At 72.3% G+C, this 24,610-nt stretch carries 23 protein-coding genes and 1 tRNA gene; 16 read left to right on the top strand and 8 right to left on the bottom strand.

Translation table 11 applies throughout. The features are described from left to right. Positions 1 to 2 precede the first annotated feature (2 nt). Positions 3 to 4,565 (top strand): AAA family ATPase, encoded by a 4,563-nt coding sequence (locus ACFQS7_RS01065; RefSeq protein WP_408880102.1) that lies wholly within the window; start codon positions 3 to 5, stop codon positions 4,563 to 4,565. Positions 4,566 to 4,571: 6 nt separating this feature from the next. Here ACFQS7_RS01065 and ACFQS7_RS01060 read toward each other — a convergent pair whose 3' ends face one another. Then, a complete protein-coding gene (locus ACFQS7_RS01060; RefSeq protein WP_380065163.1) occupies positions 4,572 to 4,769 on the bottom strand; it encodes a hypothetical protein in 198 nt (65 codons plus the stop codon). A 141-nt stretch (positions 4,770 to 4,910) separates the two neighbouring features. Between ACFQS7_RS01060 and ACFQS7_RS01055 the strand changes: the two genes are divergently transcribed. The 3 genes from ACFQS7_RS01055 to ACFQS7_RS01045 all read left to right on the top strand — a co-directional run bounded on the left by ACFQS7_RS01055 (position 4,911) and on the right by ACFQS7_RS01045 (position 9,265). Then, positions 4,911 to 6,785 (top strand): ABC transporter ATP-binding protein, encoded by a 1,875-nt coding sequence (locus ACFQS7_RS01055; protein ID WP_380065162.1) that lies wholly within the window; start codon positions 4,911 to 4,913, stop codon positions 6,783 to 6,785. An 86-nt stretch (positions 6,786 to 6,871) separates the two neighbouring features. Continuing rightward, a complete protein-coding gene (locus ACFQS7_RS01050; protein ID WP_380065161.1) occupies positions 6,872 to 7,963 on the top strand; it encodes a TRAP transporter substrate-binding protein in 1,092 nt (363 codons plus the stop codon). 219 nt (positions 7,964 to 8,182) lie between these two features. Next, positions 8,183 to 9,265 carry a TRAP transporter substrate-binding protein gene (locus tag ACFQS7_RS01045; RefSeq protein ID WP_380065160.1) on the top strand — a complete coding sequence of 361 codons (1,083 nt, stop codon included), beginning with the start codon at positions 8,183 to 8,185 and terminating at the stop codon, positions 9,263 to 9,265. A 76-nt stretch (positions 9,266 to 9,341) separates the two neighbouring features. Here ACFQS7_RS01045 and ACFQS7_RS01040 read toward each other — a convergent pair whose 3' ends face one another. The 6 genes from ACFQS7_RS01040 to ACFQS7_RS01015 form a co-directional block, all read right to left on the bottom strand. After that, a complete protein-coding gene (locus tag ACFQS7_RS01040; RefSeq protein WP_380065159.1) occupies positions 9,342 to 10,931 on the bottom strand; it encodes an ABC transporter substrate-binding protein in 1,590 nt (529 codons plus the stop codon). A 148-nt stretch (positions 10,932 to 11,079) separates the two neighbouring features. Continuing rightward, on the bottom strand, positions 11,080 to 11,583 hold the full coding sequence (locus ACFQS7_RS01035) for a F0F1 ATP synthase subunit B (protein WP_380065158.1): 504 nt from the start codon (positions 11,581 to 11,583) through the stop codon (positions 11,080 to 11,082). Then, on the bottom strand, positions 11,583 to 12,209 hold the full coding sequence (locus tag ACFQS7_RS01030; protein ID WP_380065157.1) for a F0F1 ATP synthase subunit B': 627 nt from the start codon (positions 12,207 to 12,209) through the stop codon (positions 11,583 to 11,585). Before ACFQS7_RS01030 ends, ACFQS7_RS01035 begins: the two co-directional genes overlap by 1 nt. 71 nt (positions 12,210 to 12,280) lie before the next feature. Beyond that, a complete protein-coding gene (locus tag ACFQS7_RS01025) occupies positions 12,281 to 12,505 on the bottom strand; it encodes an ATP synthase subunit C family protein (protein WP_290315176.1) in 225 nt (74 codons plus the stop codon). 51 nt (positions 12,506 to 12,556) lie between these two features. Continuing rightward, entirely contained in the window at positions 12,557 to 13,312 is a 756-nt protein-coding gene (locus ACFQS7_RS01020) for a F0F1 ATP synthase subunit A (RefSeq protein ID WP_380065156.1), read from the bottom strand. Positions 13,313 to 13,359: 47 nt separating this feature from the next. After that, the gene (locus tag ACFQS7_RS01015) at positions 13,360 to 13,653 is read right to left on the bottom strand and encodes an AtpZ/AtpI family protein (RefSeq protein WP_380065155.1); all 294 of its coding nucleotides are present in this window, start codon (positions 13,651 to 13,653) and stop codon (positions 13,360 to 13,362) included. Positions 13,654 to 14,058: 405 nt separating this feature from the next. On the opposite strand from ACFQS7_RS01015, the gene ACFQS7_RS01010 reads away from it, so the two are divergent. From ACFQS7_RS01010 to ACFQS7_RS00960, 11 genes are all read left to right on the top strand, one after another. Further along, positions 14,059 to 14,217 (top strand): hypothetical protein, encoded by a 159-nt coding sequence (locus ACFQS7_RS01010; RefSeq protein ID WP_380065154.1) that lies wholly within the window; start codon positions 14,059 to 14,061, stop codon positions 14,215 to 14,217. Between the two features lie 111 nt (positions 14,218 to 14,328). Further along, complete coding sequence (dcd, locus tag ACFQS7_RS01005; RefSeq protein ID WP_380065153.1) at positions 14,329 to 14,883, top strand: dCTP deaminase; 555 nt, start codon at positions 14,329 to 14,331, stop codon at positions 14,881 to 14,883. 11 nt (positions 14,884 to 14,894) lie between these two features. Continuing rightward, complete coding sequence (murA, locus tag ACFQS7_RS01000; RefSeq protein ID WP_380065152.1) at positions 14,895 to 16,154, top strand: UDP-N-acetylglucosamine 1-carboxyvinyltransferase; 1,260 nt, start codon at positions 14,895 to 14,897, stop codon at positions 16,152 to 16,154. A gap of 48 nt (positions 16,155 to 16,202) precedes the next feature. Next, complete coding sequence (hisG, locus tag ACFQS7_RS00995) at positions 16,203 to 16,904, top strand: ATP phosphoribosyltransferase (protein ID WP_380065151.1); 702 nt, start codon at positions 16,203 to 16,205, stop codon at positions 16,902 to 16,904. Continuing rightward, positions 16,901 to 18,190, top strand: a complete 1,290-nt coding sequence (hisD, locus tag ACFQS7_RS00990) for a histidinol dehydrogenase (RefSeq protein WP_380065150.1) — start codon at positions 16,901 to 16,903, stop codon at positions 18,188 to 18,190. Before hisG ends, hisD begins: the two co-directional genes overlap by 4 nt. Before the next feature lie 160 nt (positions 18,191 to 18,350). Further along, on the top strand, positions 18,351 to 18,569 hold the full coding sequence (gene infA, locus ACFQS7_RS00985; RefSeq protein WP_290320088.1) for a translation initiation factor IF-1: 219 nt from the start codon (positions 18,351 to 18,353) through the stop codon (positions 18,567 to 18,569). A 4-nt stretch (positions 18,570 to 18,573) separates the two neighbouring features. Continuing rightward, a complete protein-coding gene (locus ACFQS7_RS00980; RefSeq protein ID WP_380065149.1) occupies positions 18,574 to 19,161 on the top strand; it encodes a Maf family protein in 588 nt (195 codons plus the stop codon). Between the two features lie 61 nt (positions 19,162 to 19,222). Beyond that, a complete protein-coding gene (locus ACFQS7_RS00975; protein WP_380065148.1) occupies positions 19,223 to 20,380 on the top strand; it encodes a ribonuclease E/G in 1,158 nt (385 codons plus the stop codon). Next, the gene (locus tag ACFQS7_RS00970; protein ID WP_380065147.1) at positions 20,373 to 20,567 is read left to right on the top strand and encodes a DNA gyrase inhibitor YacG; all 195 of its coding nucleotides are present in this window, start codon (positions 20,373 to 20,375) and stop codon (positions 20,565 to 20,567) included. The genes ACFQS7_RS00975 and ACFQS7_RS00970 overlap by 8 nt, the downstream gene beginning before the upstream one ends. A gap of 97 nt (positions 20,568 to 20,664) precedes the next feature. After that, positions 20,665 to 20,740: transfer RNA gene (locus ACFQS7_RS00965), tRNA-Phe, on the top strand. Between the two features lie 71 nt (positions 20,741 to 20,811). Further along, positions 20,812 to 22,311, top strand: coding sequence for a putative bifunctional diguanylate cyclase/phosphodiesterase (locus ACFQS7_RS00960; RefSeq protein WP_380065146.1), 1,500 nt, complete (start codon positions 20,812 to 20,814; stop codon positions 22,309 to 22,311). Between the two features lie 12 nt (positions 22,312 to 22,323). Here ACFQS7_RS00960 and ACFQS7_RS00955 read toward each other — a convergent pair whose 3' ends face one another. Next, positions 22,324 to 23,469, bottom strand: coding sequence for a CaiB/BaiF CoA transferase family protein (locus tag ACFQS7_RS00955; RefSeq protein WP_380065145.1), 1,146 nt, complete (start codon positions 23,467 to 23,469; stop codon positions 22,324 to 22,326). A gap of 87 nt (positions 23,470 to 23,556) precedes the next feature. On the opposite strand from ACFQS7_RS00955, the gene ACFQS7_RS00950 reads away from it, so the two are divergent. After that, positions 23,557 to 24,588: an amidohydrolase family protein gene (locus ACFQS7_RS00950; RefSeq protein ID WP_380065144.1), complete on the top strand. Its 1,032-nt coding sequence runs from the start codon at positions 23,557 to 23,559 to the stop codon at positions 24,586 to 24,588. Positions 24,589 to 24,610: the final 22 nt, after the last annotated feature.

The following is a 24,610-nucleotide window of genomic DNA, read 5'->3' as shown; positions in this document are numbered from 1 at the left end:
GCCTGCGCGCGACGCTCGCCCGGCTGCGGATCGCCGGCTTCAAGAGCTTCGCCGAATCGACGGTGGTCGAGGTCCTGCCCGGCCTGACCGGCATCGTCGGCCCGAACGGCTGCGGCAAGTCGAACGTCGTGGAAGCCCTGCGCTGGGCGATGGGCGAGACCTCGGCCCGCTCGATGCGCGGCGGCGAGATGGAGGACGTGATCTTCGCCGGCACCGCGACCCGCCCGGGCCGCAACCTGGCCGAGGTCACGCTGTACCTGGAGGAAGCCGCCGGCCTGGCGCCGCCGCCGCATGCCGAGGCCGAGGACCTCGAGGTCTCCCGCAAGATCGCCCGCGGCGAGGGTTCGTCCTTCCGGGTGAACGGGCGGGAGGTCCGGGCGCGCGACGTCCAGACCATGTTCGCCGATATCGGCTCCGGCGCCCGGGCCTCGGCCATGGTCAGCCAGGGCAAGGTCGCCGCCATGATCGGCGCCAAGCCGGAGGAACGCCGGCAGGTGCTGGAGGAGGCGGCCGGCATCAGCGGCCTGCGCGCCCGCCGGCACGAGGCCGAACTCAAGCTGCGCCAGGCCGAGGCCAACCTGACCCGGGCCGAGGACCTGCTCGGCCAGCTCGACGTCCAGCGCGGCTCGCTGCAGCGCCAGGCGCGGCAGGCCAACCGCTACCGCAACCTCTCCGGCCTGGTCCGCGCCGCCGAGGCCGAGTGGCTGTCGCTGCTGCGCGCCCGGGCCGAGACGGCGCTGGCCATCGCCCGCGCCGCCTTCGATGCCGCCGCCGCCGCCACGCGGCGGGCCGAGGCGGAGGCCGAGGCCGCCGCCATCCGCAGCTTCGAGGCCGAGAAGGCCCTGGCCACCGGCCCCATGGGGCTGCGCGAGACGGAGGCGCGGACCCGCACCGCCCTGGAACGCCGCCGCGTCGAGTCGGAGGGGCTGGAGGCCGAGGAGCGCCGCGCCCGCGAGGCGCTGGAAGCCGCCGCGGCGCGGCTGGCCGAGATCGAACGCGACCTGGCGCATGCCGAGGGGGTCGAGGCCGATGCCGCCGCCGCCGAGCGCCGGCTGGCCGCCGAGCAGGCCGGGCTGGCGACGGCCACGGCCAGCCTGCCCGGGCGGCTGCAAGCCGCCGAGGCCGCCCTGCAGGAGGCGACCGAGAGCGCGCGCAGCGCCGAGCGCGCCGCCAACCTGGCGACCGAGGAGGCCGCCTCGCTGGCCGCCCGGGTGAATGCGGCCGGACAGGAATTGGAGGCAGCCGGGCAGCGCGCCCGCCGGCTCGGCGCGCAACGGACCGCACTGGCCGCCGAGCACGCCGCGGCGCTCGCCACCCGGGTGACCGCGGACCGGCTGGACGCGGCAAAGGCCGCGGTCGCCGTGGCGGAGCAGGAATCCACGGCCGCCCGCGCGGCGCTGGCCGAGGCGGAGGCGGCCCGCGCCGCCGCCCAGGAAACCCAGGCCGCCGCCCGGCGCGAGGCCAGCGGCGCCGAGGCCGAGGCCGGCCGCGTCGGCGCCGCCCTGGCCGAGGCCGGGCAGCGCGCCGCCCGCATCGCCGCCCAGCATGCCGCGATCGCCCGCGATCATGCCGCGGCGCTGGCGGCGCAGGTGCCGGCGGACCAGCTGGACGCCGCGCAGGCCACCGCCGCTGCCGCGGAAGCCGAACTCGCCACCCGCCGCGCCGCCCTGGAGGCGGCTGAGGCGGCCCGTGCCACGGCGCGCGAGGCGCATGCCGCCGCCCGCCGCCGGATCGCCGAGGCCGAGGCGGCGCGCCAGCGCGCCGCCGCCGAAGCGACCGCCTCGGCGCAGCGCGCCGAGCAGGCGCGCGCCCAGCATGGCCGGCTGGCGGCGCAGCTCGAGGCGGCCCGCGCCGCCCTGCTGCCCACCGAATCCGTCGCCGCCGCCCAAACGGAGGCCGCCGCCGCCGAGGCGGCGCTGGCCGCCGCGCTGGCGCAGGTGACCGCGGCCGAGGCCGCCCGCGCCGCCGCCGCCGCCGGGCACGGCACCGCCCGCACCGTCGCCGCCGAGGCCGAGGGCGCCGCCGCCCGCGCCGCCGCCGAGGTGCAGGCGCTGGGCGAGACGCTCGCCGCCGGCGAGCAGGCCGGCGGCACCGCGCCGCCGGTGCTGGATGCGGTCTCGGTCCCCGCCGGACTGGAAGCCGCGCTCGGCGCCGCGCTGGGCGAGGCGCTCGACAGCCCGGCCGACCCCGCCGCCGCCCGCCATTGGCGGCTGCTGCCACCCTTCGCCGCGCCACCCGCCCTGCCCGCCGGCCTGACGCCGCTGGCCAGCCTGGTCGAGGCGCCGCTGGCGCTGGCCCGCGCCCTGGCCCAGGTCGGCCTGCTGCCCGAGGGCGGCGACGGCGCTGCCCTGCAAGCCGCGCTGGCCGCCGGCCAGGCGGTGGTGACGCGCGACGGCGCGGTCTGGCGCTGGGACGGCCATACCGCCCGGGCCGATGCGCCGAATCCCGGCGCGGTCCGGCTGCAGCAGCGCAACCGGCTGCGCGCCGCCGAGGCGCGGCTGGCGGCCGCCCGCATTGCGACCGAGGCCGCCCAGGCCGACCGCGCCGCGGCGGACTCCGCCGAGGCCGCGGCGACCGCCACCGAGGCCGCCGCGCGCGACACCCGCCGCATCGCCGAAGCCAGGCTCACCGCCGCGCGGGCCGAGGCCAGCCGCCTTGCCGCCGCCGCCGCCGAGGCGGAAAGCCGGCTCGGCGCGTTGGAGCCGCAGTTGCGCGGGCTCGACGCCGAATGCGCCGAAGCCGATGCCGCCGCCGCCAGCGCGGCCGAGGCGCTTGCCGCCCTGCCCGGCCCGGAGGCGGCGATCGCCGAGTACGACGCCGCCGCCCTGGCCGAAACCGCCGCCGCCGCGGCCGAGGCGGAGGCGCGCGACGCCCGCGCCGAGGCCGAGATGGGGCTGCAGCGGAGCCGCGGCACCGCCGCCAGCCAGGCCGCCGCCGCGGCCCAGGCCGAAAGCCGGCTGGGCGCCCTGGCGCCGCAGCTCGAACGGCTGCGCGCCGAACAAAGCGAGGCGGAAGCCCGGCTGGAGGCCGCCCGGGCAGCCATGGCCGCACTGCCCGACCTGGAGGCGCTGAAGGCTACGGCGCGCGATGCGGCGGTACGCGAGACGGCCGCCCTGGCTGCCGAGGCCGCCGCCCGCACCGCCCGGGCCGCAGCCGAGGCGGCGCAGGACGCCGCGCGCGCCGAGGCCGCCCGGCTCGCCACCGCCGCGGCCCAGGCGGAGAACCGCATCGCCGCGCTGGCGCCGCAGCTCGCCCGGTTGGAGACGGAGGCGGCGGAGGCCGAGGCGGCGCTCTCCCAGGCCCGTGCCGCCCAGGCGGAACTGCCGGACCTGGCGGCGATCCGTGCCGGGGTGGAGCAGGCCCGCGCCGCGCTCTCGGCCGCGCGGGTCGGCGAGGTGGCAGCGCTGGAGGCCATGGCCGGGCTGCGGGCCGAGCGCGACCGCATCACCGCCCGCCGCGAGGCCGCCCTGGCCGAGCAGGCCGACTGGACCGCCCGCCGCGCCGATGCCGCCGCCAGGCGCGAGGGCCTGGCCGCCCGTGCGGCCGAGGCGCGGGCGGAGCGCGACGCGCTGGCGGAACTGCCCGATGCCGCCGCCGCCCGGGGCCGCCAGGCCGGCGCGGCGCTGGCCGAGGTCGAGGCGGCGCATGCCGCCGCCGCCCGGGCGCTTGCCGCCGCCGAGGCCGAGCGCCAGGCCGCCGGCGAGGCGCGCCGCGCGGCCGATGCCGGCTTTGCCGCGGCGCGCGAGGCGCAGCTCCGCGCCGAGGGCGCCGCCGAGCAGGCGACCACGGCGGCCGAGGCGGTGCGGGACCGCGTGGTGGAACGGCTGGGCGAGGATGCCGAGCTGCCGCCGCCCGAGGAACTGACCGACGCCGCCGAGGACAAGGCCAGGCGCAAGCTGGAACGCCTGGCGAAGGAGCGGGAGGAGATGGGCCCGGTCAATCTCCGCGCCGATGTCGAGATGGCGGAGATCGAGGCCCGCATCGCCGACATCACCCGCGAGCGCGAGGAGATCGGCGCCGCCATCGCCAAGCTGCGCGGCTCGATCGGTCATCTGAACCGGGAGGGCCGCGAGCGGCTGCGTGCGGTCTTCGACCGGGTGGACACCGAATTCCGTGCCCTGTTCGGCCGGCTGTTCGGCGGCGGCCGGGCGCACCTGGCGCTGGTCGGCAGCGACGACGCGCTGGAGGCCGGGCTCGAGATCTATGCCGAGCCGCCGGGGAAGAAGCTCGCGGCGCTGAGCCTGCTGTCGGGCGGCGAGCAGGCGTTGACCGCGCTTTCCTTGATCTTCGCGGTGTTCCGCTGCCACCCGGCGCCGGTCTGCGTGCTGGACGAGGTGGATGCGCCGCTGGACGACGCCAATGTCGAGCGGCTGTGCGACCTGCTGGACGGCATGGCGGCCGAGAGCGGCACCCGGTTCCTGGTGGTGACGCACCACCCGCTGACCATGGCGCGGATGCACCGGCTGTACGGCGTGACGATGCAGGAACGCGGGGTGAGCCGGCTGCTCAGCGTCGACCTCGGCCGGGCGGTGGAGCTGGTCGAGGGCCCCGCGGCGGCCGAGTGACGCCGGCTAGAAGCGGTGGAAAAGCCGCAGCACGGCGAGCGCCGCCACCGCGGTGAACAGGCCCTGCGCCAGCATCATCGGCAGGGCCCCCGGGCCGCTGACCCGCAGATGCGCCGCGGTCCTTGCCCGGCCGCGGGCCGCCTCCATCAAGCAGGCGGCGAACAGGGCGGCGGTGCGGTTCGCGGGATCGGACGGTTCGCGCATGCTGGGGATTCCTGAGCGTTGCACTCGGCGTGGTACGGGCAAATCCTGAATTCAGGGTTGGCCTGGCGAGTTCCCGGCCGGATCGCCGCTTCGTCACGGGATTTCGCTTGATCCCCGGCGGCGCAGGGAGGTTGCTGCTGCATGCTCCCCCGCCCCTTCCGATTCTTCGAACGCCTGATCGACCCCGTCGCGCCGCCCGGCGAAGCCGCCGGCCGCCTGCTCGGCAGCCCGGTGCCGGAGACGGCGCCGCCGCACACCCTGCCCGGCTTCTACTGGCATTTCCTGCGGCAGACCCGGGCGCTGTTCCTTGCCCTGTTCGTCGCCGGCCTGCTTGTGGCGCTGATGGATGCCGCCATCCCGACGATCATCGGCAAGCTGATCGGGCTGCTGACCACCCACGCACCGGACCGGTTGTGGGCGGAGGCCTGGCCGATGCTGGTCGGCATGGGCGCGCTGGTGCTGATCGGCCGTCCCTCTGCCCTGCTGCTGCAGAACCTGATCACCCAGCAGGGCATCAACGGCAACGTCACCTCGATGATCCGCTGGCAGAGCCATTGGCAGGTGGTTCGCCAGGGCCTGCCCTTCTTCCAGGAGGACTTCGCCGGCCGCATCGCCAACCGGGTGATGCAGGCCGGCCCCGCTTTGCGGGAAAGCGTGGTGCAGGTCATCAACGCGGTCTGGTACATCCTGGTCTATGGCACCGCGGCGGTGCTGCTGCTGGCGCAGACCGACTGGCGGCTGGCCCTGCCGATCCTCGCCTGGTTCCCGCTCTACGCCCTGCTGCTGCGCTTCCTGGTGCCGCGGATGCGCGACCGCTCGCGCGAGGCCTCGGCCCAGCGCAGCCTGCTGACCGGGCGGATCGTCGACAGCTACACCAATATCCAGACGGTCAAGCTGTTCGCCCGGGCGCGGGAGGAGGACGCCTTCATCCGCGACGGGCTGCTCGGCCTGACGGCGGCCTTCCAGCGGCAGATGCGCCTCGTCACCTTCAACGGCTTCGCGCTCGCCACGCTGAATGCGGCGATGATCACCGCCATGGCCGCGGTCGCCGTCTGGCTCTGGACCCAGGGGCGGATCGAGGTGGCGGCGGTGGCGACGGCGCTGCCCATGGCCTGGCAGATCGCCAACATCTCCGGCTGGGTCGCCTTCAACGTCACCTCGATCTTCGAGAACCTGGGCGTGGTGCAGGAGAGCATGAACTCCATCGCGGTGCCGCCGACCGCGCCCGACCCGCCCGGCGCCGTCGCGCTGGTGGTGCCGCGCGGGGAGATCCGCTTCGACCGGGTGCGCTTCGCCTATGGCCGGGATACCGGCGTCATCCAGGGGCTGGAGTTGCGCGTGGCGCCCGGCGAACGGGTCGGGCTGGTCGGCCATTCGGGCGCCGGCAAATCCACGCTGGTGAACCTGCTGCTCGGCTTCTTCCGGCCGGAGGAAGGACGGATCAGCATCGACGGCCAGGACATCACCGGCGTGACGCTGGAAAGCCTGCGCGCCGCGATCGGCGTGGTGACGCAGGACACCGCGCTGCTGCACCGCTCGATCCGCGACAACATCCGCTACGGCCGGCCGGAGGCGACGACCGCCGAGATCGAGGCGGCGGCTGGCCGCGCCCATGCCGATACCTTCATCCGTGCCCTGGCCGACTGGCGCGGTCGCACCGGCTACGACGCGCATGTCGGCGAACGCGGGGTGAAGCTGTCCGGCGGCCAGCGGCAGCGCGTCGCCATCGCCCGGGTGCTGCTGAAGGACGCGCCGATCCTGGTGCTGGACGAGGCCACAAGCGCGCTGGATTCGGAGGTGGAGGCGGCGATCCAGGAACAGCTGGAGACGCTGATGGCCGGCAAGACGGTGATCGCCATCGCCCACCGGCTGTCCACGCTGTCGCGCATGGACCGGCTGGTGGTGATGGAACATGGCCGGATCGCGGAGCAAGGGACCCATGCCGGGCTGCTGCGGCAGGACGGCGTCTATGCCCGGCTCTGGCGACAGCAGAGCGGCGCCTTCGCCGCTGTCTGATGCCGGGAATGGGCGCGGATCCGTTGCGCGGCAAGGCACTTCCGCGCAATGTGCCGCCGCCCCAACCCCAGGGAGAAATTTCCAGAATGAATCGCCGACGCCTCATCGCCAGTGGTGCCGCGGGCGCCGCCGGCGCCGCGACGCTCGTCTCGCCGAACCTGGCCTCGGCCCAGCCGCGGGTCCGCTGGCGCTGCCCGGGCAGCTTCCCCAAGTCGCTCGACACCCTGTTCGGCACCCAGGAATACATCGCCAAGCGGGTGTCCGAGATGACCGACGGCGCCTTCCAGATCCAGATCTTCGGCCCGGGCGAACTGGTCCCCGCCTTGCAGGTGATGGACGCGGTCGGCGCCGGCAACGTCGAATGCGGCTATACTTCCGCCTACTACTACCTTGGCAAGGACCCGTCGCTGGCGATCGCCACCTGCCTGCCCTTCGGCCTGTCGTCCCGCCAGCACTGGGCCTGGCTGACCCACGGCGGCGGGCGTGACCTGTACAAGGAGGTCTATGCCGACCAGGGCGTCGTCGCGATTCCCGCCGGCAACACCGCGGCGCAGATGGGCGGCTGGTTCCGAAAGGAGATCAAGACCGTCGACGACCTGAAGGGGCTGAAGTTCCGCATCGCCGGCTATGGCGGCAACGTGCTGACCAAGCTCGGCGTCGTGCCGCAGCAGATCGGCGGCACCGACATCTATCCGGCGCTGGAGCGCGGCGTGATCGACGGCGCCGAGTGGGTCGGGCCCTACGACGACGAGAAGCTCGGCTTCAACCGCGTCGCCCAGTACTACTACTACCCGGGCTGGTGGGAGTATTCGCCCTCCATCGACTTCATGATCAACATGAAGGCGTACGAGGAACTGCCGGCGCAGTACAAGGCGGTGCTGCAGGCCGCCTGCACCGAAGCCTGGCACTGGATGGCTGCGCGCTACGACGTGCTGAACCCGCAGGCGCTGCGCCGGCTGATCGCCTCCGGCACCCAGCTTCGCGCCTTCCCGCGCGAGGTCATGGCCGCCTGCTACCGCGCCAGCCAGGAATTCTACGCCGAGGTCGGCGCCGGCAACGCCCGCTTCAAGCGCATCCATGACAAGTGGGATGCCTTCCGGATCGAGCAGACCCAATGGCTGCGGGTGGCGGAGGACTCCTTGGGCAATTTCCTGGCGGTGCAGACCGCGCAGCGCTGACGACGGACTGCGGCTGCAGACTTCGCCGGCTGCGGACGTTCCGCAGCCGGTGGATGCCCGACCGAAGCCGCCCGCCGCAGGGCACACACGCCCGGCATTGTGAATCGGCTGCCAGAACAACGGTCTGCAGCGGTGCCGCGTTCGCTTCCGGACGCAAGCTGCGGCAGACTATGCGGGGTCGCCGACCGGTGCGGCCCGCGTGACCGATGGGAGCGAACGATGTCCATGAAACGCCGCGGCCTGCTGGCCGCCGGGGCGGCCGCACCTGCGCTGGCCACGCCCATGCTGGCCAATGCCCAGCCGCAGGTGCTGTGGCGCTGCACCGGCAGCTTCCCCAAATCCACCGACGTGCTCTGGGGCGTGCAGGAGCTCTTTGCCCGGCGCGTCGGGGAACTGACCGGCGGCGCCTTCCAGATCCGCAATTTCGCCCCGGGCGAGATCGTCCCCGCGCTGCAGGTGCTGGATGCGGTCGGCGCCGGCACGGTCGAGTGCGGCTATACCGCCGCCTACTACTACATCGGCAAGGACCCGACGCTCGGCTTCGGCACGGTCATGCCCTTCGGCATGAATGCCCGGCAGCAGCTCGCCTGGCTGCACCAGGGCGGCGGCCGGGAGATCATGGAGGAGGTCTATCGCGACCAGGGCGTCGTCGCCCTTCCCTGCTCGAACACCGGTGCGCAGATGGGCGGCTGGCTGCGCAAGGAGATCAAGTCGGTCGACGACCTGAAGGGGCTGAAATTCCGTATCGCCGGCATCGCCGGGACGGTGCTGACCAGGCTCGGCGTGGTGGCGCAGCAGCTCGGCGCCGCCGACATCTACCCGGCGCTGGAGCGTGGGGTGGTGGACGGCGCCGAATGGGTCGGGCCGCATGACGACGAGAAGCTCGGCTTCCACCGCGTCGCGCCCTACTACTACTACCCCGGCTGGTGGGAGGCCTGCTCGCAGGCCGAGATCCAGGTGAACATCAAGGCCTGGGACGCGCTGCCGAAGCAGTACCAGCAGGTGGTCGAGGTGGTGACCGGCGAGATGCAGGTCTGGAGCACCTCCCGCTACGACATGCTGAACATGCAGGCGCTGCGGCGGCTGGTGGGGGCCGGGACGCAGCTCCGCGCCTACCCGCGGGAGGTCCTGCAGGCCTGCTACAAGGCGGCCCAGGACACCTACGGGGAGCTGGGCGAGCGCAACCCGCGCTTCAGGAAAGTGCACACGCAGTGGGACCGCTTCCGCCGCGACACCCAGGGCTGGTTCCGGGTGGCGGAGGACAGCCAGGCCAACTTCCTGGCGCTGATCGAGCGCGGCTGACCCTCCCCGACCGCCCGCGACGACGGCACGGCCGGGCCGCTTGGCCCGGCCGTGACGGACAGCCACGTCGCCTGCGTCAGCGCGGGTTCACCCGGACATGCCGCAGCTGGAAGTAGTTGTCGGCGGTCTGCACCACCTCGGTGCCGGTGCGCGCCGCCCAGACGATCTGCTGCTGGTGCAGCGGGATGTACAGCGCCTCGTCGCGCACCACGCGGCCGACCTCGGTGATCATCGCCTGGCGCTTCGCCGCATCGGTCTCGACGGCGATGAGGCCGGTCAACTCGTCGATCCTGGCATTGGTCGCACCGCCGTTGTTGAACACGCCGCGCGACTTGCCGTCGCGGGACGCGATCAGGTTGTAGATGGCGTTGTGCGCGTCGCCGGTCGCCGGGGTCCAGCCCAGCATGTAGAAGCTGGTGTTGTAGCGCGGGCCGTTCACCTCGGCGAAGAAGCGGGCGCGGGTCTGGGCGTTCAGCGTGACCCGCACGCCGATGCGCGCCAGCATGGACACCGCCGCGGTGCAGATCGCCTCGTCGTTCACGTAGCGGTCGTTCGGGCAATCCAGCGTCACGCCGAAGCCGTTCGGGTAGCCGGCCTCGGCCAGCAGCTTCTTGGCGCCCTCGATGTCGACCGGCAGGCGGGTGTCCTCGGCCGCCACGTAGCCGTTGACGCCCGGGCCCCACATCAGCCCGGTCGGCTTGGACTGGCCGCGCATGACGGTGCGCTGGATCGCGGCGACGTCGATTGCCTGGTAGACCGCGCGGCGGACGCGGACGTCCTGGAAGGGGTTCTTGCCCTTCACGTCCGACTTCAGCAGCTCCGGCCGCAGCTGGTCCATGCCGAGATAGATGGTCCGCAGCTCCGGCCCCTGGATGATCCGCACGCCGGCGGTGTTGCCGATGCGCGTCACGTCCTGCGGCGGCACGGTATAGACGAAGTCGACCTCACCCGAGAGCAGGGCTGCGACACGCGTGGCGTCGTTGGCGACGATGTTCAGCTCGGCGCGCTCGATGTTGTGGGTCGGCTTGTCCCACCAGTCGGGGTTGCGCTCGAGCACCGTCTTGCGGTCGGGCTCGCGGCTGACCAGGCGGAAGGGCCCGGTGCCCATGGCGTTGCGGGTGGCGAAGCTTTCCTCCTTGGAGGTCAGGTCGGCCGGCTTGGTGGCGTTGTTCTTCTCCGCCCAGGCCTTGGACATGATGCCCCAGGTGGTCAATTCCTGCAGCAGGATCGGGTTGGGGGCATTGGTCTCGATCTCGACGGTGGCGTCGTCGACCTTGCGGACCTCCTTCACCGAGGCGAGCACCGCCTGCAGGTTGGACCCCTGGGCGCGCACACGCTGGGCGCTGAAGACCACGTCCTCGGCGGTGAAGGGCGTACCGTCGGTGAACTTCACGCCCTGGCGGAGATGGAACCGCCAGACGGTCGGGGACGGCTGCTCCCAGCGCGCGGCCAGGGCCGGCTCGACCACCATCTCCTTGTTCCGCCGCACCAGCGGCTCGTAGATGTTGGCGTTGAAGGACAGCAGGAAGGTCTCGTTCCGGCCGTAGGGATCCATCGAATTGACGTCGCCGTCGTTGGCCCAGCGGAAGACCTGGGCGCCAGCGGGCGCGGGGATGGCGAGGGACGTGCCGCAGAGCAGCGCGGCGGCAAGGGCAAGGCGTCGCATTTTGGATAGATCTCCCAGCACCGAAGGGCACCGGAGGGTATCGCGACCGGCGCAATTCACAAAGTCCGTCAGCCGCCGAAACGCAGAACGGGGGCCGCGAGGCCCCCGTTCAGTCCCCGGCCGAAGCCAGGTCGCAGATGGTCTGATGTCAGGCGCGCAGGGCGCGCGGCAGATCAGCGACGGCGGAGTCGATCAGCTTCGCATCCGCCTCCGCCGTCATGCCCTGGGCAATGACGTTGCGCGCTGCCGCGGTGGCGATCTCCGCTGCCGCCTGGCGCACTTCGGCAACCGCCCCGGCCTCAGCGGCAGCGATGCGGTCCATCGCCATCCGCTCGCGCCGCGTGGCCGAAGCCTCGGCCTCGGCGGCAGCGGCCTCGGCGACCCGGATTGCCTCGGCATGTGCCCGGCGCAGCATCTCCCTGGCTTCCTCGGCCGCCGCGGTCCGATCGGCCTCGGCCTGCTTCAGCATGGCCTCGGCTTCCTCGCGCAGGCGCGCGGCTTCCGCGAGCTCTGCCCGCACCCGCTCGGCGCGGGCGTCGAGCATGCTGGTCGCCTGCGACCAGGCCTTGCGACCCACCAGCAACACGAAGACGATGAAGCTGATGCCGACCCAGAATTTGGGGTCGAGCCAGAAATGTTCGTAGTGATGCATCAGGCCCGCCCCCGCGCTGCCAATTCGGCGCCGACCGCCCGTTCGACCGCGGCGCGATCGGCAAGGCCGGTCAGCCGGGTCACCAGCGCTTCCGCGGTATCGGCGGCAACGCTGCGCAGCGCGCCCATCGCGCTGTCGCGGGACGCGGTGATGCGTTCCTCGGCGGCGGCGATCTGCGCATTGAGTCGGGCGTTCAGCGCCTCGGCCTTGGCCGCGGCTTCGGACTGCGCCTGCTGCGTGGCATTGGCGACGGAGGCCTGGGCCTCGGCCCGTGCCTTCGCGGTGCCGGCCTGATGGTCGGCCATGGCAGCATCGGCCTGCAGCTTCGCGGCCTGCGCCTGTTCGAGGTCGCCCTCGATACGGGCACGCCGCGCCTCCAGCACGCTGCCCACCGCCGGCAGCGCGTAATGCGCCATGACGTAGTAGAGCACGCCGAAGAGGATGAAGAGCCAGACGACATTGGCGACCAGGTAGCGCCCCTGCTCGGGGTGCCCGAAGGCCAGCTGCGGCATGCCCACCACCGGCTCGCCGGCATGCGGGTCGGCCGCGGCGGCCAGGCGGGGTGCCAGCGCCAGCAACGCCACCGACGCGGTCAGGACCCAAGGCTTCAAGGCCCGAGGGCTCACGGCATATCTCCTCGCCTGAGTGGACACGGGAACGCGCCCGCCGGGTGCGGCGGGCGCGCCATCCGGCCGTCTCAGGTGAACAGGATGAGGAAGGCGATGAGCAGGGCGAAGAGCGCGACGGCTTCCGTCAGCGCGAAGCCCAGGATGCCGATCGGAAACACGACGTCGCGGGCGCCCGGGTTGCGGGCCACGCTGGAGATCAGCGACGAGAAGATGTTCCCGATGCCGAGACCAACGCCGAACAGCGCGATGACGGCGATGCCGGCCCCAAGGGCCTTCGCGGCGGCGACTTCCATGGAGATATCCTTCCTTGATGTCCTGAAGGGTGATGGAACAGCCCGACGGGCTCAGTGCAGGTGCACTGCGTCGTGCAGGTAGATGCTGGTCAGGATCGCAAACACGTAGGCCTGCAGGAAGGCTACGAGGATCTCGAACCCGACAAGGACGACATTGACCGAGAGCGCGAACCCGGCGCCAAGAACCCCGGCGATGCCCAGGCCACCGAGCATCACGACGAAGGTGGCGAACACCTTCAGCATGACGTGGCCGGCGACCATGTTGGCGAAAAGCCGGACCGCGAGGCTGAGCGGCCGCGAGAGATAGGAGATGATCTCGATCGGGATGATCAGCGGCGCCAATGCCTTCGGCGCGCCCTCGGGAAAGAAGTAGCCGAAGAAATGCGTGCCGTGGATCGACAGCGCGATGACCGTCACCACGACGAAGACCATCGCCGCGAGCCCGAAGGTGACCGCGATGTGACTGGTGAAGGTGAAGCCGTAGGGCAGCATACCCAGCAGGTTGCCGAACAGCACGAACATGAAAAGCGAGAAGACGAAGGGGAAGTACTTCTTGCCCTGGTCGCCGACCTGGCCGACGACGATCTCATGCACGAACTCGTAGCTGCTCTCGGCGAGGGCCTGCAGGCGGCCCGGCACGATGGCGCGGCGGGAGACGCCCCACAGCATCAGGGCAGTCACCAGGCCGACGGCCAGGAGCATGTGCGCGGTCGATTGCGTGAAACCCACCGAGTCGCCGACGAACCCGAATACGGGCGTCAGCTCGAACTGGCTCAGCGCGTCGATCGATTTGCCTTCGGCTGCCACTATCGGCTCCCAGCACCCGTTTGTGCCGCGCGGTCAGGCACGGCCCGTCATCCACCAGCACCGCGGCCCGGCCTGAACAAGCGAAAGACGTTCAGTATCCCGGCGGCACTGCCCAGGACGAAGAACAGCAGAAAGAGCCACGGCCAGGTCCCGAGCCAGCGGTCCAGCACGATCCCGAGGAACACGCCAACCCCAAGGGCCGACACCACCTCGACACCGGCGCGGAAACCGACGCCCCATGGTCCTGCGGAAGACGAGCCTTGGGTGGTCTGCGGCTTGTCCATTCCCTGACGGGATCTGGCCTCGCGCAACCGGTCCTCGAACCCGCCTTTATCGCTCACCGCGCTCCTCCTCCGGCTCCCCGTCGGAAGGCACGTGGCTGCTACGGCACACCCCGCTACCTGTCAAGCAAGCGCGACCCGCAACCACGGCCATCCGCACCGCATGTGGCATCGCGGACAGGCCTGGAAAAGCCGCGTGGATCAGGCCACGGCGCGTGCGGCCAGGGCAGGCGATTTCGGCCAGCACCGGCCCCTTTTGCGTGGTCGCCAACCCGTCGCGGCGGCCAGGGGCGTGGGGCGATGCGCAGCATCCGGCGCCGTTCGCGCCCCCCTCCGGCGGCGCGGTCCTGGCCTGGCGGATGCGCCGCGTCCCTGGTCAGCGGCAGCGCCGCCGGGTCCTGGATACGACGCGACCGCAACGGGCAAGGCGTTGACGAAGGCGCCCCGGGCGGCGATCCCTGGGCTATGGCGCAGCCGCCCGACCCACCGCCGAAGCCCACCCCGGACCCCAAGGCCGAACGCGAGGCGCGGCTGGCCGCGGCGCTGCGGGCGAACCTGCGGAAGCGGAAGGCCCAGGCCCGGGCGCGGGAGTCCCCGCCCGACAAGCCGGACGGCCAGGGTTGAGCGTGGTTCCGATTGCCGCTGCCGGGTGGCTGGGCTAAGGGGGCGGCCCATTCCGGGGTGCCCGGGCCAGTTCGGGGCCGTGCAGTCCCCCCACCCCGAAGGCCCGTTGCCATGTCCATCATGCCCGACCACTGGATCCGCCGCATGGCGGCCGAGCACGGCATGATCGAGCCCTTCGTCGAGGCGCAGCGGCGCGAGGGCATGATCTCCTTCGGCCTGTCCTCCTACGGCTACGACGCCCGCGTGGCCGACGAATTCAAGGTCTTCACCAATGTCGACAACGCCCTGGTCGACCCGAAGGACTTCGCCGAGGACAGCTTCGTCACCCGCCGTGGGGAGACCTGCATCGTCCCGCCCAATTCCTTCGTCCTTGCCCACACGGTCGAATATTTCCGCATCCCGCGCGACGTGCTGGTGATCTGCCTCGGCAAGTCCACCTATGCCCGCTGCGGGCTGATCGTGAACGTCACCCCGCTGGAGCCCGAATGGGAAGGCCAGGTGACGATCGAGATCAGCAACACCACGCCGCTGCCCGCCCGCATCTACGCGAACGAGGGCATCTGCCAGTTCCTCTTCCTGCAGGGCTCGGCGCCGCCCGATGTCAGCTATGCCGACCGCGCCGGCAAGTACATGCACCAGCGCGGCGTCGCGCTGCCGAAGCTGTAAGGACGCCGCCCATGGACCGCATCCGCATCCGCGGCGGCCGGCCGCTGGAGGGACGCATCCCGATCAGCGGCGCCAAGAACGCGGCCCTGCCGCTGATGGCCGCCGGCATGCTCTCGGACGGGCCGCTGCGGCTGCTGAACGCGCCGGACCTGGCCGACATCGCCACCATGGCCGGTCTGCTGCGGCAGCACGGCCTGGCGGTGGAGCACGACAAGGCGGCACGGACCATCACCCTGTCGGGCGCCGCCACCAGCCTCGAAGCTCCCTATGACCTGGTGCGCAAGATGCGCGCCTCGGTCCTCGTGCTCGGCCCGCTGCTGGCCCGGTACGGGGAGGCCAAGGTCTCGCTGCCCGGCGGCTGCGCCATCGGCACGCGGCCCGTCGACCTCCACCTCAAGGGGCTGGAGCAGATGGGGGCGGAGATCGAGATCGAGGCCGGCTACATCCTGGCCCGCGCCCCGCGCGGCCTGAAGGGTACCCGCATCATCTTCCCGCAGGTCTCGGTCGGCGCCACGGAGAACCTGATAATGGCGGCCTGCCTGGCCGATGGCGAGACCGAGCTGGTCAATGCGGCGCGCGAGCCGGAGATCGGCGACCTCGCCGAATGCCTGATGCGGATGGGCGCGCGGATCGAGGGCATCGGCACCGATCGGCTGCGGATCGAGGGCAGCACCAGCCTGGCCGGCGCCACGCACCGCGTGGTGCCGGACCGGATCGAGGCCGGCACCTTCGCCATCGCCGCCGCCATCACCGGCGGGAAGCTGCTGCTGGAAGGCGCCCGGCTGGACCACCTCGGCGCCACCGCCCGCATCCTGCGCGAAGCGGGCGTCGAGGTGACCGAGCGGCCCGAGGGCCTGCGGGTCTCCCGGATGAACGGGCTTTCCGGCGTCGACGTGATGACCGAGCCCTTCCCCGGCTTCGCCACCGACATGCAGGCGCAGTTCATGGCGCTGATGTGCGTGGCGGAAGGCGCCGCGATGATCACCGAGACGATCTTCGAGAACCGCTTCATGCACGTGCCCGAACTGATGCGCATGGGCGCCCGGATCAACTACCACGGCCATTCCGCCATCGTCCGCGGCGTGCCGAAGCTGTCCGGCGCCCCGGTCATGGCGACCGACCTGCGCGCCTCGGTCTCCCTCATCCTCGCCGGCCTGGCCGCCGAGGGCGAGACCATTGTCAACCGCGTCTACCACCTCGACCGCGGCTACGAACGGGTGGAGGCGAAGCTCGCCGCCGTCGGCGCCGACATCGTCCGCGACGCGGCCTGACACAAAGATGTCTCGCCGCCCCACCCCGCCGCAGTGCTAGGCTCTTCCATGGACCTGCCCGTCACCCACACCGCAGCGCTGGCCACGGACGATTCCGGCCCGCTGATCCTTGCGGTCCCCAAGGGCCGCATCCTGACCGAGCTCGGCCCGGTCTTCGGCCGCGCCGGGGTCGTCCCGGCGCAGGACCTGATCGACGAGGACAGCCGGCGCCTCCGCTTCGAGAGTTCGGACCCCGGGCTCGACATGGTCCGCGTCCGGCCCTTCGACGTCGCCACCTTCGTCGCCTTCGGCGCGGCGCATATCGGCATCTGCGGCGCCGACGTGCTGATGGAATTCGACTACGACCAGATCTACGCGCCGCTCGACCTCGGCATCGCCAAGTGCCGGGTCAGCGTGGCCGAGCCGGTGGCGACGGCGGGCAAGGACGATGCCAGCCGCTGGTCGCGGGTGACGGTCGCCACCAAATACCCGAACATCACGGGGCGCCACTTCGCCGCCCGCGGCGTGCAGGCGGAGATCGTCTCGCTCTCGGGTGCGATGGAACTGGCCCCCTCTCTCGGCCTGTCGCGGCTGATCGTCGACCTGGTCGCCACCGGCTCCACGCTGAGGGCCAACGGGCTGGTGGAGACCGAGGTGATCGCCCAGGTGACCTCGCGCCTCATCGTCAACCGCACCGCCCTGAAGACCCAGCCGGAACGCATCGGCGCCTGGATCGCCCGCTTCCGCAACGCCCTGGTCGCCGCCGCATGATCCGGCTCGACACGCGCGAGGCCGGCTTCGCGCCCGCCTTCGAAGCCCTGCTCGACAGCGCGCGGGAGACCACCGCCCGCGTCGATGCCGCGGTCGGCGAGATCATCGGCGCGGTGCGGCGCGACGGCGATGCCGCTTTGCTGAACCTGACCGCCCGCTTCGACGGCTGGCAGCCCCCCGACGCCGCCGCCCTGCGGGTGACCGCGGCCGAGATCGACGCGGCGACCGCCGGGATCGAGCCCGGGCTGATGGCCGCCCTCGACCTCGCCGCCACGCGGATCGAGCGCTTCCACCAGGCGCAACTGCCGCGCGACCTGGAACTGCCGGATCCGGCCGGGCTGACCTTGGGGATGCGCTGGAACGCGCTCGACGCGGTCGGCCTCTATGTCCCGGGCGGCAAGGCGGCCTACCCCTCCTCGGTCCTGATGAACGCCCTGCCGGCCCGGGTCGCCGGCGTCGCGCGCATCGCCATGGTGGTGCCGACCCCGGGCGGCCAGCTCAACCCGCTGGTCCTCGCCGCCGCCCGCCGCGCCGGCGTGACCGAGGTCTACCGCATTGGCGGCGCCCAGGCCGTGGCGGCGCTGGCCTGGGGCACCGCCTCGATCGCCCCGGTCGACCGCGTGGTCGGCCCCGGCAATGCCTATGTGGCGGAGGCCAAGCGCCAGGTCTTCGGCCGCGTGGGGATCGACTCCATCGCCGGGCCCTCCGAGGTCGTGATCCTGGCCGATGCATCGAACGACCCGCGCCATGTCGCGGTCGACCTGCTGGCCCAGGCCGAGCACGACGAGAGCGCCCAGGCGATCCTCATCACCGACGATGCCGGCTTCGCCGAGGCCGTCGCCGCCGCGGTCGAGGCCGAGCTCGGCACCCTGCCGCGCGGCGCCATCGCCGGAGAGAGCTGGCGGCGGCACGGTGCGATCATCCTGGCGGCGGACTGGACCGAGGCCTTCGCCCTGGCCAACCGCCTGGCGCCCGAGCACCTTCAGCTCATGCTGCCCGACCCGCGCGCGGCGCTCGCCCAGGTGCGCCATGCCGGCGCCGCCTTCCTCGGCCGGTATTGCCCGGAGGCGCTGGGCGATTATGTCGCCGGGCCGAACCACGTGCTGCCCACCGGCCGCACCGCCCGTTTCGCCTCCGGCCTCTCGGTCTACGACTTCCTCAAGCGGACCACCTGGGTGGAAGCGTCCGCGGCCGGGCTGGCCGCCATCGGCCCCGCTGCCGTCGCTTTGGCCGAGGCCGAAGGGCTGCAGGCGCATGGCCGGAGCGTCGCGCTCCGCTTGACCTGACACCACGCTTTGATCGGCTCGCCTTGACCCGCCTTCCCCCGGCGATCATGTTGCGGGCTGCCAGTCAATCCCCCCGGCGCGTCCCGCCGGCCTCCCGCCGCCTTTTCCGGCCCGCGGGAGCCGACGCGGCGGGCCACGCCGTGCGCATATAAGGTTTCGAATGTCGAAAGAGGATATGATCGAGTTCAGTGGCACCGTTCAGGAGCTGCTGCCCAATGCGATGTTCCGCGTGAAGCTGGACAACGAGCATCTGGTCCTGGCCCACACCAGCGGGAAGATGCGCAAGAACCGCATCCGCGTGCTGGCCGGCGACCGGGTGAACGTCGAGATGACGCCCTACGACCTCAGCAAGGGCCGCATCACCTTCCGCTTCAAGTAAGCCGTTGCACGCGCCGCGGCCGCCCTTGGTGCTGGCCTCGGCCAGCCCGCGGCGGCTGGACCTGCTGGCCCGGATCGGGGTGGTCCCCGACCGCGTCCTGCCCACCGACATCGACGAATCGCCCCGAAAGGAGGAGCTGCCGCGCCAGCTCGCCGCCCGCTTGGCTGTGGGGAAAGCCGCGGCCGCCGCGGCTTTGGCGCCGGACGCGCTGGTGCTGGCGGCCGATACCGTCGTCGGCCTCGGCCGCCGCATCCTGGGCAAGCCGGCCGATGCGGCGGAAGCCCGCCGCTTCCTCGGCCTGCTCGCGGGCCGGCGGCACCATGTCTATACGGGCGTCGCGCTGCGCAGCCCGGACGGGACGCTCCGCACCCGGCTGGTGGATACCGCGCTGGCCTTCCAGCGCCTGACCGAGGCGCAGATCGAGGCCTTCATCGCCACCGGCGAATGGCAGGGCGTCGCCGGCGGCTACCAGATCCAGATGCGGGCCGAGGTCTTCGTGCGCTTCCTGTCGGGGTCGCATTCCAACGTCGTCGGGCTGCCGTTGTTCGAGACGGCGCAGTTGCTCAGGGGCGTGGGGTGGCTGCGGCCGTGAAGGCTGGGGGGAGGTATCCCCCCAGACCCCCTTCCGTTTTTCCGGGTTTGGCAGGCGCCGGGTGAAGACCATTTTGGCCTCCGTGTCGCCGGGGGAGGTGCGGGTCGCGCTGCTCGACGACGAGGCGCTCATCGAGGCTTGGATCGAGCGGCCGGGGCGGCCGGACGGCGTCGGCGACCTGCACCGGGCGCGCGTCTCCGCGCTTGCGCCGGCGATGGCGGGGGCCTTCCTCGCCATGGCCGGCGGCGAGACCGGCTTCCTGCCGGAATCTGCCATCGGTGCGGCGAAGCAGCCGATCGCCAAGTCGGTCAACGAAGGCCAGTCGGTGGCCGTCCGCACCATCCGCGCCGCCCAGGGCGGCAAGGGGCCGCGCCTGACTGCCCGCCTGACGCCGCGAGAGGCTGCCCTCGCCGCGGCCGCGCCGCCCGGTGGCCCGGCCTTGCTCGCCCGCGGCCCGGAGGCCGCGCTGCGCTTGGCCCGCGCGCATCCGCAGGCAGAGATCCATACCGACGGCGCGGCGCTGGCCACCCGCCTGCGCGCCGCCCTCGGCCCTGCGCGGGTGATGCTCAGCCACACCCCGGTCTTCGACGATGCGCTGGAGGCCGAATTCGACCAACTTGCCGGACCAGAAGTGCCGCTGCCCGGCGGTGGCCGGTTGCTGCTGCACCCGACGCCGGCGCTCACCGCCATCGATGTCGATGCCGGCAGCGCCGCCGGTGCCCGCGACCCGCAGGCGCAGCTCCGCCTCAACCACGCCGCGGTGACCGAGGCGGCGCGGCAGATCCGCCTGCGCAACCTGGCCGGGCCGATCCTGCTCGACCTGGCGGGGCTGACGACGAAGCGGCGGGAAGCCCTGACCGAACCCTTGGCCAAGGCGCTCGCCCCCGACCCGCTGGCGCGGCTGTTGGGCCTCGGTCCGCTCGGCCTGTTCGAGATCCTGCGCCAGCGCATCCACCCGCCGCTGCACGAGGTGCTGGGCTGGCCGCCCGCCGCGCTGACGCATGGCCTGGCCGTGCTGCGGCGCGCGGTGCGGGAGGCCGCGCTGCGCCCCGGCCGCCGCTGGGCGCTGCGCGCGCCGCCCGCGGTCATCGCCGCATTGCGCGACCTGCCGGGCGCCCTGGCCGAGGCAGAAGCCGCCATCGGCACGCCGCTGCAGCTTCACCCCGACCCGGCGCTTTCGCCTGCCCGGTCCGAGATTGAGGAAGCCGAGCATGGCTGACCCCGCCCCGCCGCCGCCACCGCGACCGGCCCGCCCCTGCGCCGTCTGCCGCAAGCGCGTGGTCCCCGACAACCCGTTCCGCCCCTTCTGTTCGGAGCGTTGCCGGCAGGTGGATCTCGGCCGCTGGCTGGCCGGGGATTATGCCATCCCGGTCAAGCCGGACGACCAGGACGGCGACGACGTCTGAACGACAAAACCGCACGAAGCCGGGTGGACAGGCCCCGCACCTTCGGCTATTTCCCGCGGCCTCTGCCGACGGCCCTTGCCAAGGGCCGGTCGCTTGGGCCCAGGTAGCTCAGTTGGTAGAGCATGCGACTGAAAATCGCAGTGTCGGTGGTTCGATTCCGCCCCTGGGCACCATTCCCCCCTCCTAAGGCCTTTCTCAATCAGTCGGCCGGATAGTCCCGTCTTTGCAACGGGACAGTCGACCCATGCCTTCGTCCACCGCCAAACCGCTGCCGCCCTGGCCTCGTCGCAGCGCCCATGCCGTCTGGGCGGCGCTGACGGGGATGGCGCTTGGCGTGTCGGGCGGGTTCGGTCTGGCGGGCGCCATACCAGGCCTGCCAGACGCTTTCGCCCTGCCCTTCCTGGGCTTGGCCGTGCTGCTCGCCCTGCCCCTGCTGCGCCGGCGGGCGCTGGCGGTGCGGCCGGACCCGCTGACCGGCTTGGCCGATGGCACGGTCTTCCGCGCCGCGCTGACCACCACCCTGGCCGAGGCCCGGCAGGACCGCCCGCCCGCCATCATCACCCTGGAACTCGACGGCTTCGCCGCCATTCGCGACACCCTGGGGCCCGGGGGCGGCGACACCCTCCTGCGCCAGGCCGCTGCCCGGCTGGTCGCCACCGCCCGTGCCGAAGACCTCGTCGCCCGCACCGGCCAGGCCGAATTCGCGGTCCTGCAAAGGGTCGGCCTGCAGCCTGACGCTGCCGCCCGGTTCGCCGGCCGCCTGGTGCGCGAACTCTCCCGCCCCTATGCGCTGGAAGGCCGACCGTTGATCTGCGGCGCTGTCGCCGGCATCGCCGTCGCCCGTGCCGGCCTCGGGGTGGACGACCTGCTGGACCAATCCGGCATGGCGCTGCGCCGCGCCCGGGCGGAGGGCCAGGGCACCGCCCGCTTCTTCGAGCCCGGCATGGACACCGCGCTGACCGCCCGCCACGCGCTGGAAGGCGCCCTGCGCCAAGCCGCGGCAGCCGAGGAATTCCTGCTGCACTACCAACCGGTTTTCGATGTCCAGACCCGCCGCCTGCTGGGCTTCGAGGCGCTGCTGCGCTGGAGCCACCCGGACCGCGGCCCGGTCTCGCCGGCCGAATTCGTCCCCTTGCTGGAGGAAACCGGGCTGATCCTGCCGGTCGGCGACTGGGTGTTGCGCACCGCCTGCCGGGAAGCGGCGCGCTGGCCGGACCCGATCGGCGTCGCGGTCAACCTCTCCCCGGTGCAGTTCCGCCGGGGGAAGGTACTGGGTGCCGTCCGCGCGGCGCTGGAGGAAAGCGGCCTGGCGCCGCGCCGCCTGACAGTGGAAATCACCGAAGGCCTGTTGCTGGAGCACACCGACGCCGTGCTCGACATGTTGGAGCAGTTGCACGGGCTCGGCGTCGGCATCGCGCTCGATGATTTCGGCAGCGGCTATTCCAGCCTGGCCTATCTCTGGCGCTTCCGCTTCGACACGCTGAAGATCGACCGGGCTTTCGTGAAGGAGGTCCGCCGCGACGGCAAGGCGGCGATGATCATCGAATCCATCATCGGCCTCGGCCACAGCCTCGATCTCCGCATCACCGCCGAGGGCGTGGAGACCGAGGAACAGCTCGCCGCCCTGACCGGCGTCGGCTACGACGAGGTGCAGGGCTTCCTGCTCGGCCGGCCGATGCCGGCCGAGCAGGCCTCGGCGCTGGCCGAGGGAAGCGGACTGGCCGTACCGAAGGTCGCGGCCTGAGGGGCCGGATCGCTACCGCTTCAGGATCTCCGCCGTGTGCTCGCCGAGCTTCGGCGCCGAGGTCGCGGACCAGGGCCGCTTGCGGTCGAAATTGATCGGCAGGCCGACCACCCGCACGCCGCTCCCCGGCAGGGTCTGCACCATATCGACCGCGGCGAATTGCGCGCTCGCCGCCACCTCGCCGATATCGTTCACCGGGGCGCAGGGCACGCCCACCGCCTCCAGCCCCTCGATCCAATGCGCCCGGGTGTTGCCGCGCAGCACCTCGGCGATCAGCGGCACCAGCACGGCCCGGTTGGCGACGCGCTGGCGGCTTTTCGCAAACCTCTCATCCGTCGCCCAATCCGGCCGGCCCAGCACCTTGGCGCAGCGGGCCCAGAGCCGGTCGTTGCCGGCGGCCAGGCAGATCGGACGGTCGGCGGTCTCGAAGACCTGATAGGGGACGATCACCGCGGCGCCGGTGCCGTGGCGCTTGGGGACGTCGCCGGTCGCCAGATGCTGGTTCACCTGACCCTCGACCCAGAAGACCGAGGTCTCGAACAGCGAGGTATCGACCAGGCACCCCCGCCCGGTCTGGTCACGCTGCCGAAGTGCGGCCAGCGCGCCGATGACGCAGAACAGCCCGGTCGCCTTGTCGTTGATCGAGGCACCGCAGAAGGTCGGCGGATCGTCCGGCCGCCCGGTCATGCTCATCATGCCGCCATAGGCCTGCAGCAGCGGGTCGAAGCCGGGGTTCAGCCGCATCGGCCCCTGGTAGCCGAAGGCCCAGATCGAGCAGTAGACAAGCCGCGGGTGGCGCTCGAGCATCGCCTCCGGCCCGATGCCGATCTCGTCCACCACGCCGGGGCGGAGGTTCTGGATCAGGATGTCGGCCGTCTCGCACAGCCGGTGCAGCGCCGCGATGTCCTCGGGCGATTTCAGGTCCAGCACCACGCTGCGCTTGTTGCGGTTCTGGCTGTAGAAATAGAGGCTGGTCTCGCCGTCCGGCCCGAAGGGCGGGCCCCAGATCCGGGCATCGTCGCCGCCCTCCGGTTTCTCGATCTTGATGACCTCGGCGCCCATGTCGGCCAGGACCACCCCGGCCAGGGGGCCGGCCAGCGCCTGGCCCACCTCGATCACCCGCACGCCGTCCAAGGGCAGGCCCATCGCTTCCTCCATGCTTTGGCGGCCAGGATAGGGGCGGCTGGCACGGGGTGGCGAGAGGGGTAAGCTCGGCTCCGGGAAACGTCCTGGGGAACCGCCCGCATGAGCAGCACCGCCTTCCAGCACTACGTGCCTGTCCGCGAGGACTGGCTGGCCCGCCGCACCGAGGCGGCGCTCGATCCGGCGCTGCCGATCGTCGACCCGCACCATCATCTCTGGGACCGGCCGGACTGGCGGTACCTGCTACCGGACCTGCTGGCCGACACCAACCAGGGCCACAATATCGTCTCGACCGTCTTCGTGCAGTGCCGCGCCATGCACCGCGCCAGCGGGCCGGAGGCCTACAGGCCGGTCGGCGAGACCGAGTTCGTCAACGGCATCGCGGCGATGAGCGCCTCCGGCGGCTACGGCCCGACCCGCGTCTGCGAGGGCATCGTCGGCCACGTGAACATGCAGATCGGCGCCGAGGCCAAGGATGTGCTGGAAGCGCATATCCAGGCCGGCGGCGGCCGCTTCCGCGGCATCCGTCACATCACCGCCTGGGACCCCGACCCGGCGATCATGAACCCGGCCTATACCCCGCCGCAGGACATCCTGTTCCGCGACGACTTCCGCGCCGGCTTCGCCCAGCTCGCGCCGCTCGGCCTCAGCTTCGATGCCTGGCTGTACCACCCGCAGATCCCCGACCTGACGGCGCTGGCGCGGGCCTTCCCGGAGACGCCGATCGTCCTCGATCATGTCGGCGGCCCGCTCGGCATCCGTGGCTATGCCAGCCAGAAGGAGGATGTCTTCCGATCCTGGCGCGCCGCCATGGCCGAGCTCGCCACCTGCCCGAATGTCTGCATCAAGCTTGGGGGCCTCGGGATGCGCATCAACGGCATGGGCTTCGAGGAACGGGCCGACCCGCCGTCCTCCGACGACCTCGCCGCCGCCTGGAAGCCCTGGATCGACACCACGATCGGCCTGTTCGGCGCCGACCGCTGCATGTTCGAGAGCAACTTCCCCGTCGACAAGGGCAGCTACGGCTACGGCGTCTTCTGGAATGCCTGCAAGAAACTGGCGGCGGGCGCCTCGGCCGCCGAGCGCACCGCGCTCTTCAGCGGCACGGCCAGCCGGTTCTACCGGTTGGGGTAGCAGGCGCGGGGGCGGCGCGTGC

The sequence above is a fragment of the Dankookia sp. GCM10030260 genome (assembly GCF_042666655.1).
Classification (GTDB): domain Bacteria; phylum Pseudomonadota; class Alphaproteobacteria; order Acetobacterales; family Acetobacteraceae; genus Paracraurococcus.
Note: the sequence above shows the minus strand (reverse complement) of the source record. Positions and strands in the feature narration are given on the sequence as shown.

Coding starts and splice junctions, on each gene's coding strand:
- ACFQS7_RS01060 (WP_380065163.1), bottom strand. CDS start 4,769: ATGCGCGAACCGTCCGATCCCGCGAACCGCACCGCCGCCCTGTTCGCC.
- ACFQS7_RS01055 (WP_380065162.1), top strand. CDS start 4,911: ATGCTCCCCCGCCCCTTCCGATTCTTCGAACGCCTGATCGACCCCGTC.
- ACFQS7_RS01050 (WP_380065161.1), top strand. CDS start 6,872: ATGAATCGCCGACGCCTCATCGCCAGTGGTGCCGCGGGCGCCGCCGGC.
- ACFQS7_RS01045 (WP_380065160.1), top strand. CDS start 8,183: ATGTCCATGAAACGCCGCGGCCTGCTGGCCGCCGGGGCGGCCGCACCT.
- ACFQS7_RS01040 (WP_380065159.1), bottom strand. CDS start 10,931: ATGCGACGCCTTGCCCTTGCCGCCGCGCTGCTCTGCGGCACGTCCCTC.
- ACFQS7_RS01035 (WP_380065158.1), bottom strand. CDS start 11,583: ATGCATCACTACGAACATTTCTGGCTCGACCCCAAATTCTGGGTCGGC.
- ACFQS7_RS01025 (WP_290315176.1), bottom strand. CDS start 12,505: ATGGAAGTCGCCGCCGCGAAGGCCCTTGGGGCCGGCATCGCCGTCATC.
- ACFQS7_RS01010 (WP_380065154.1), top strand. CDS start 14,059: ATGGCGCAGCCGCCCGACCCACCGCCGAAGCCCACCCCGGACCCCAAG.
- dcd (WP_380065153.1), top strand. CDS start 14,329: ATGTCCATCATGCCCGACCACTGGATCCGCCGCATGGCGGCCGAGCAC.
- murA (WP_380065152.1), top strand. CDS start 14,895: ATGGACCGCATCCGCATCCGCGGCGGCCGGCCGCTGGAGGGACGCATC.
- hisG (WP_380065151.1), top strand. CDS start 16,203: ATGGACCTGCCCGTCACCCACACCGCAGCGCTGGCCACGGACGATTCC.
- hisD (WP_380065150.1), top strand. CDS start 16,901: ATGATCCGGCTCGACACGCGCGAGGCCGGCTTCGCGCCCGCCTTCGAA.
- infA (WP_290320088.1), top strand. CDS start 18,351: ATGTCGAAAGAGGATATGATCGAGTTCAGTGGCACCGTTCAGGAGCTG.
- ACFQS7_RS00970 (WP_380065147.1), top strand. CDS start 20,373: ATGGCTGACCCCGCCCCGCCGCCGCCACCGCGACCGGCCCGCCCCTGC.
- ACFQS7_RS00960 (WP_380065146.1), top strand. CDS start 20,812: ATGCCTTCGTCCACCGCCAAACCGCTGCCGCCCTGGCCTCGTCGCAGC.
- ACFQS7_RS00955 (WP_380065145.1), bottom strand. CDS start 23,469: ATGGAGGAAGCGATGGGCCTGCCCTTGGACGGCGTGCGGGTGATCGAG.
- ACFQS7_RS00950 (WP_380065144.1), top strand. CDS start 23,557: ATGAGCAGCACCGCCTTCCAGCACTACGTGCCTGTCCGCGAGGACTGG.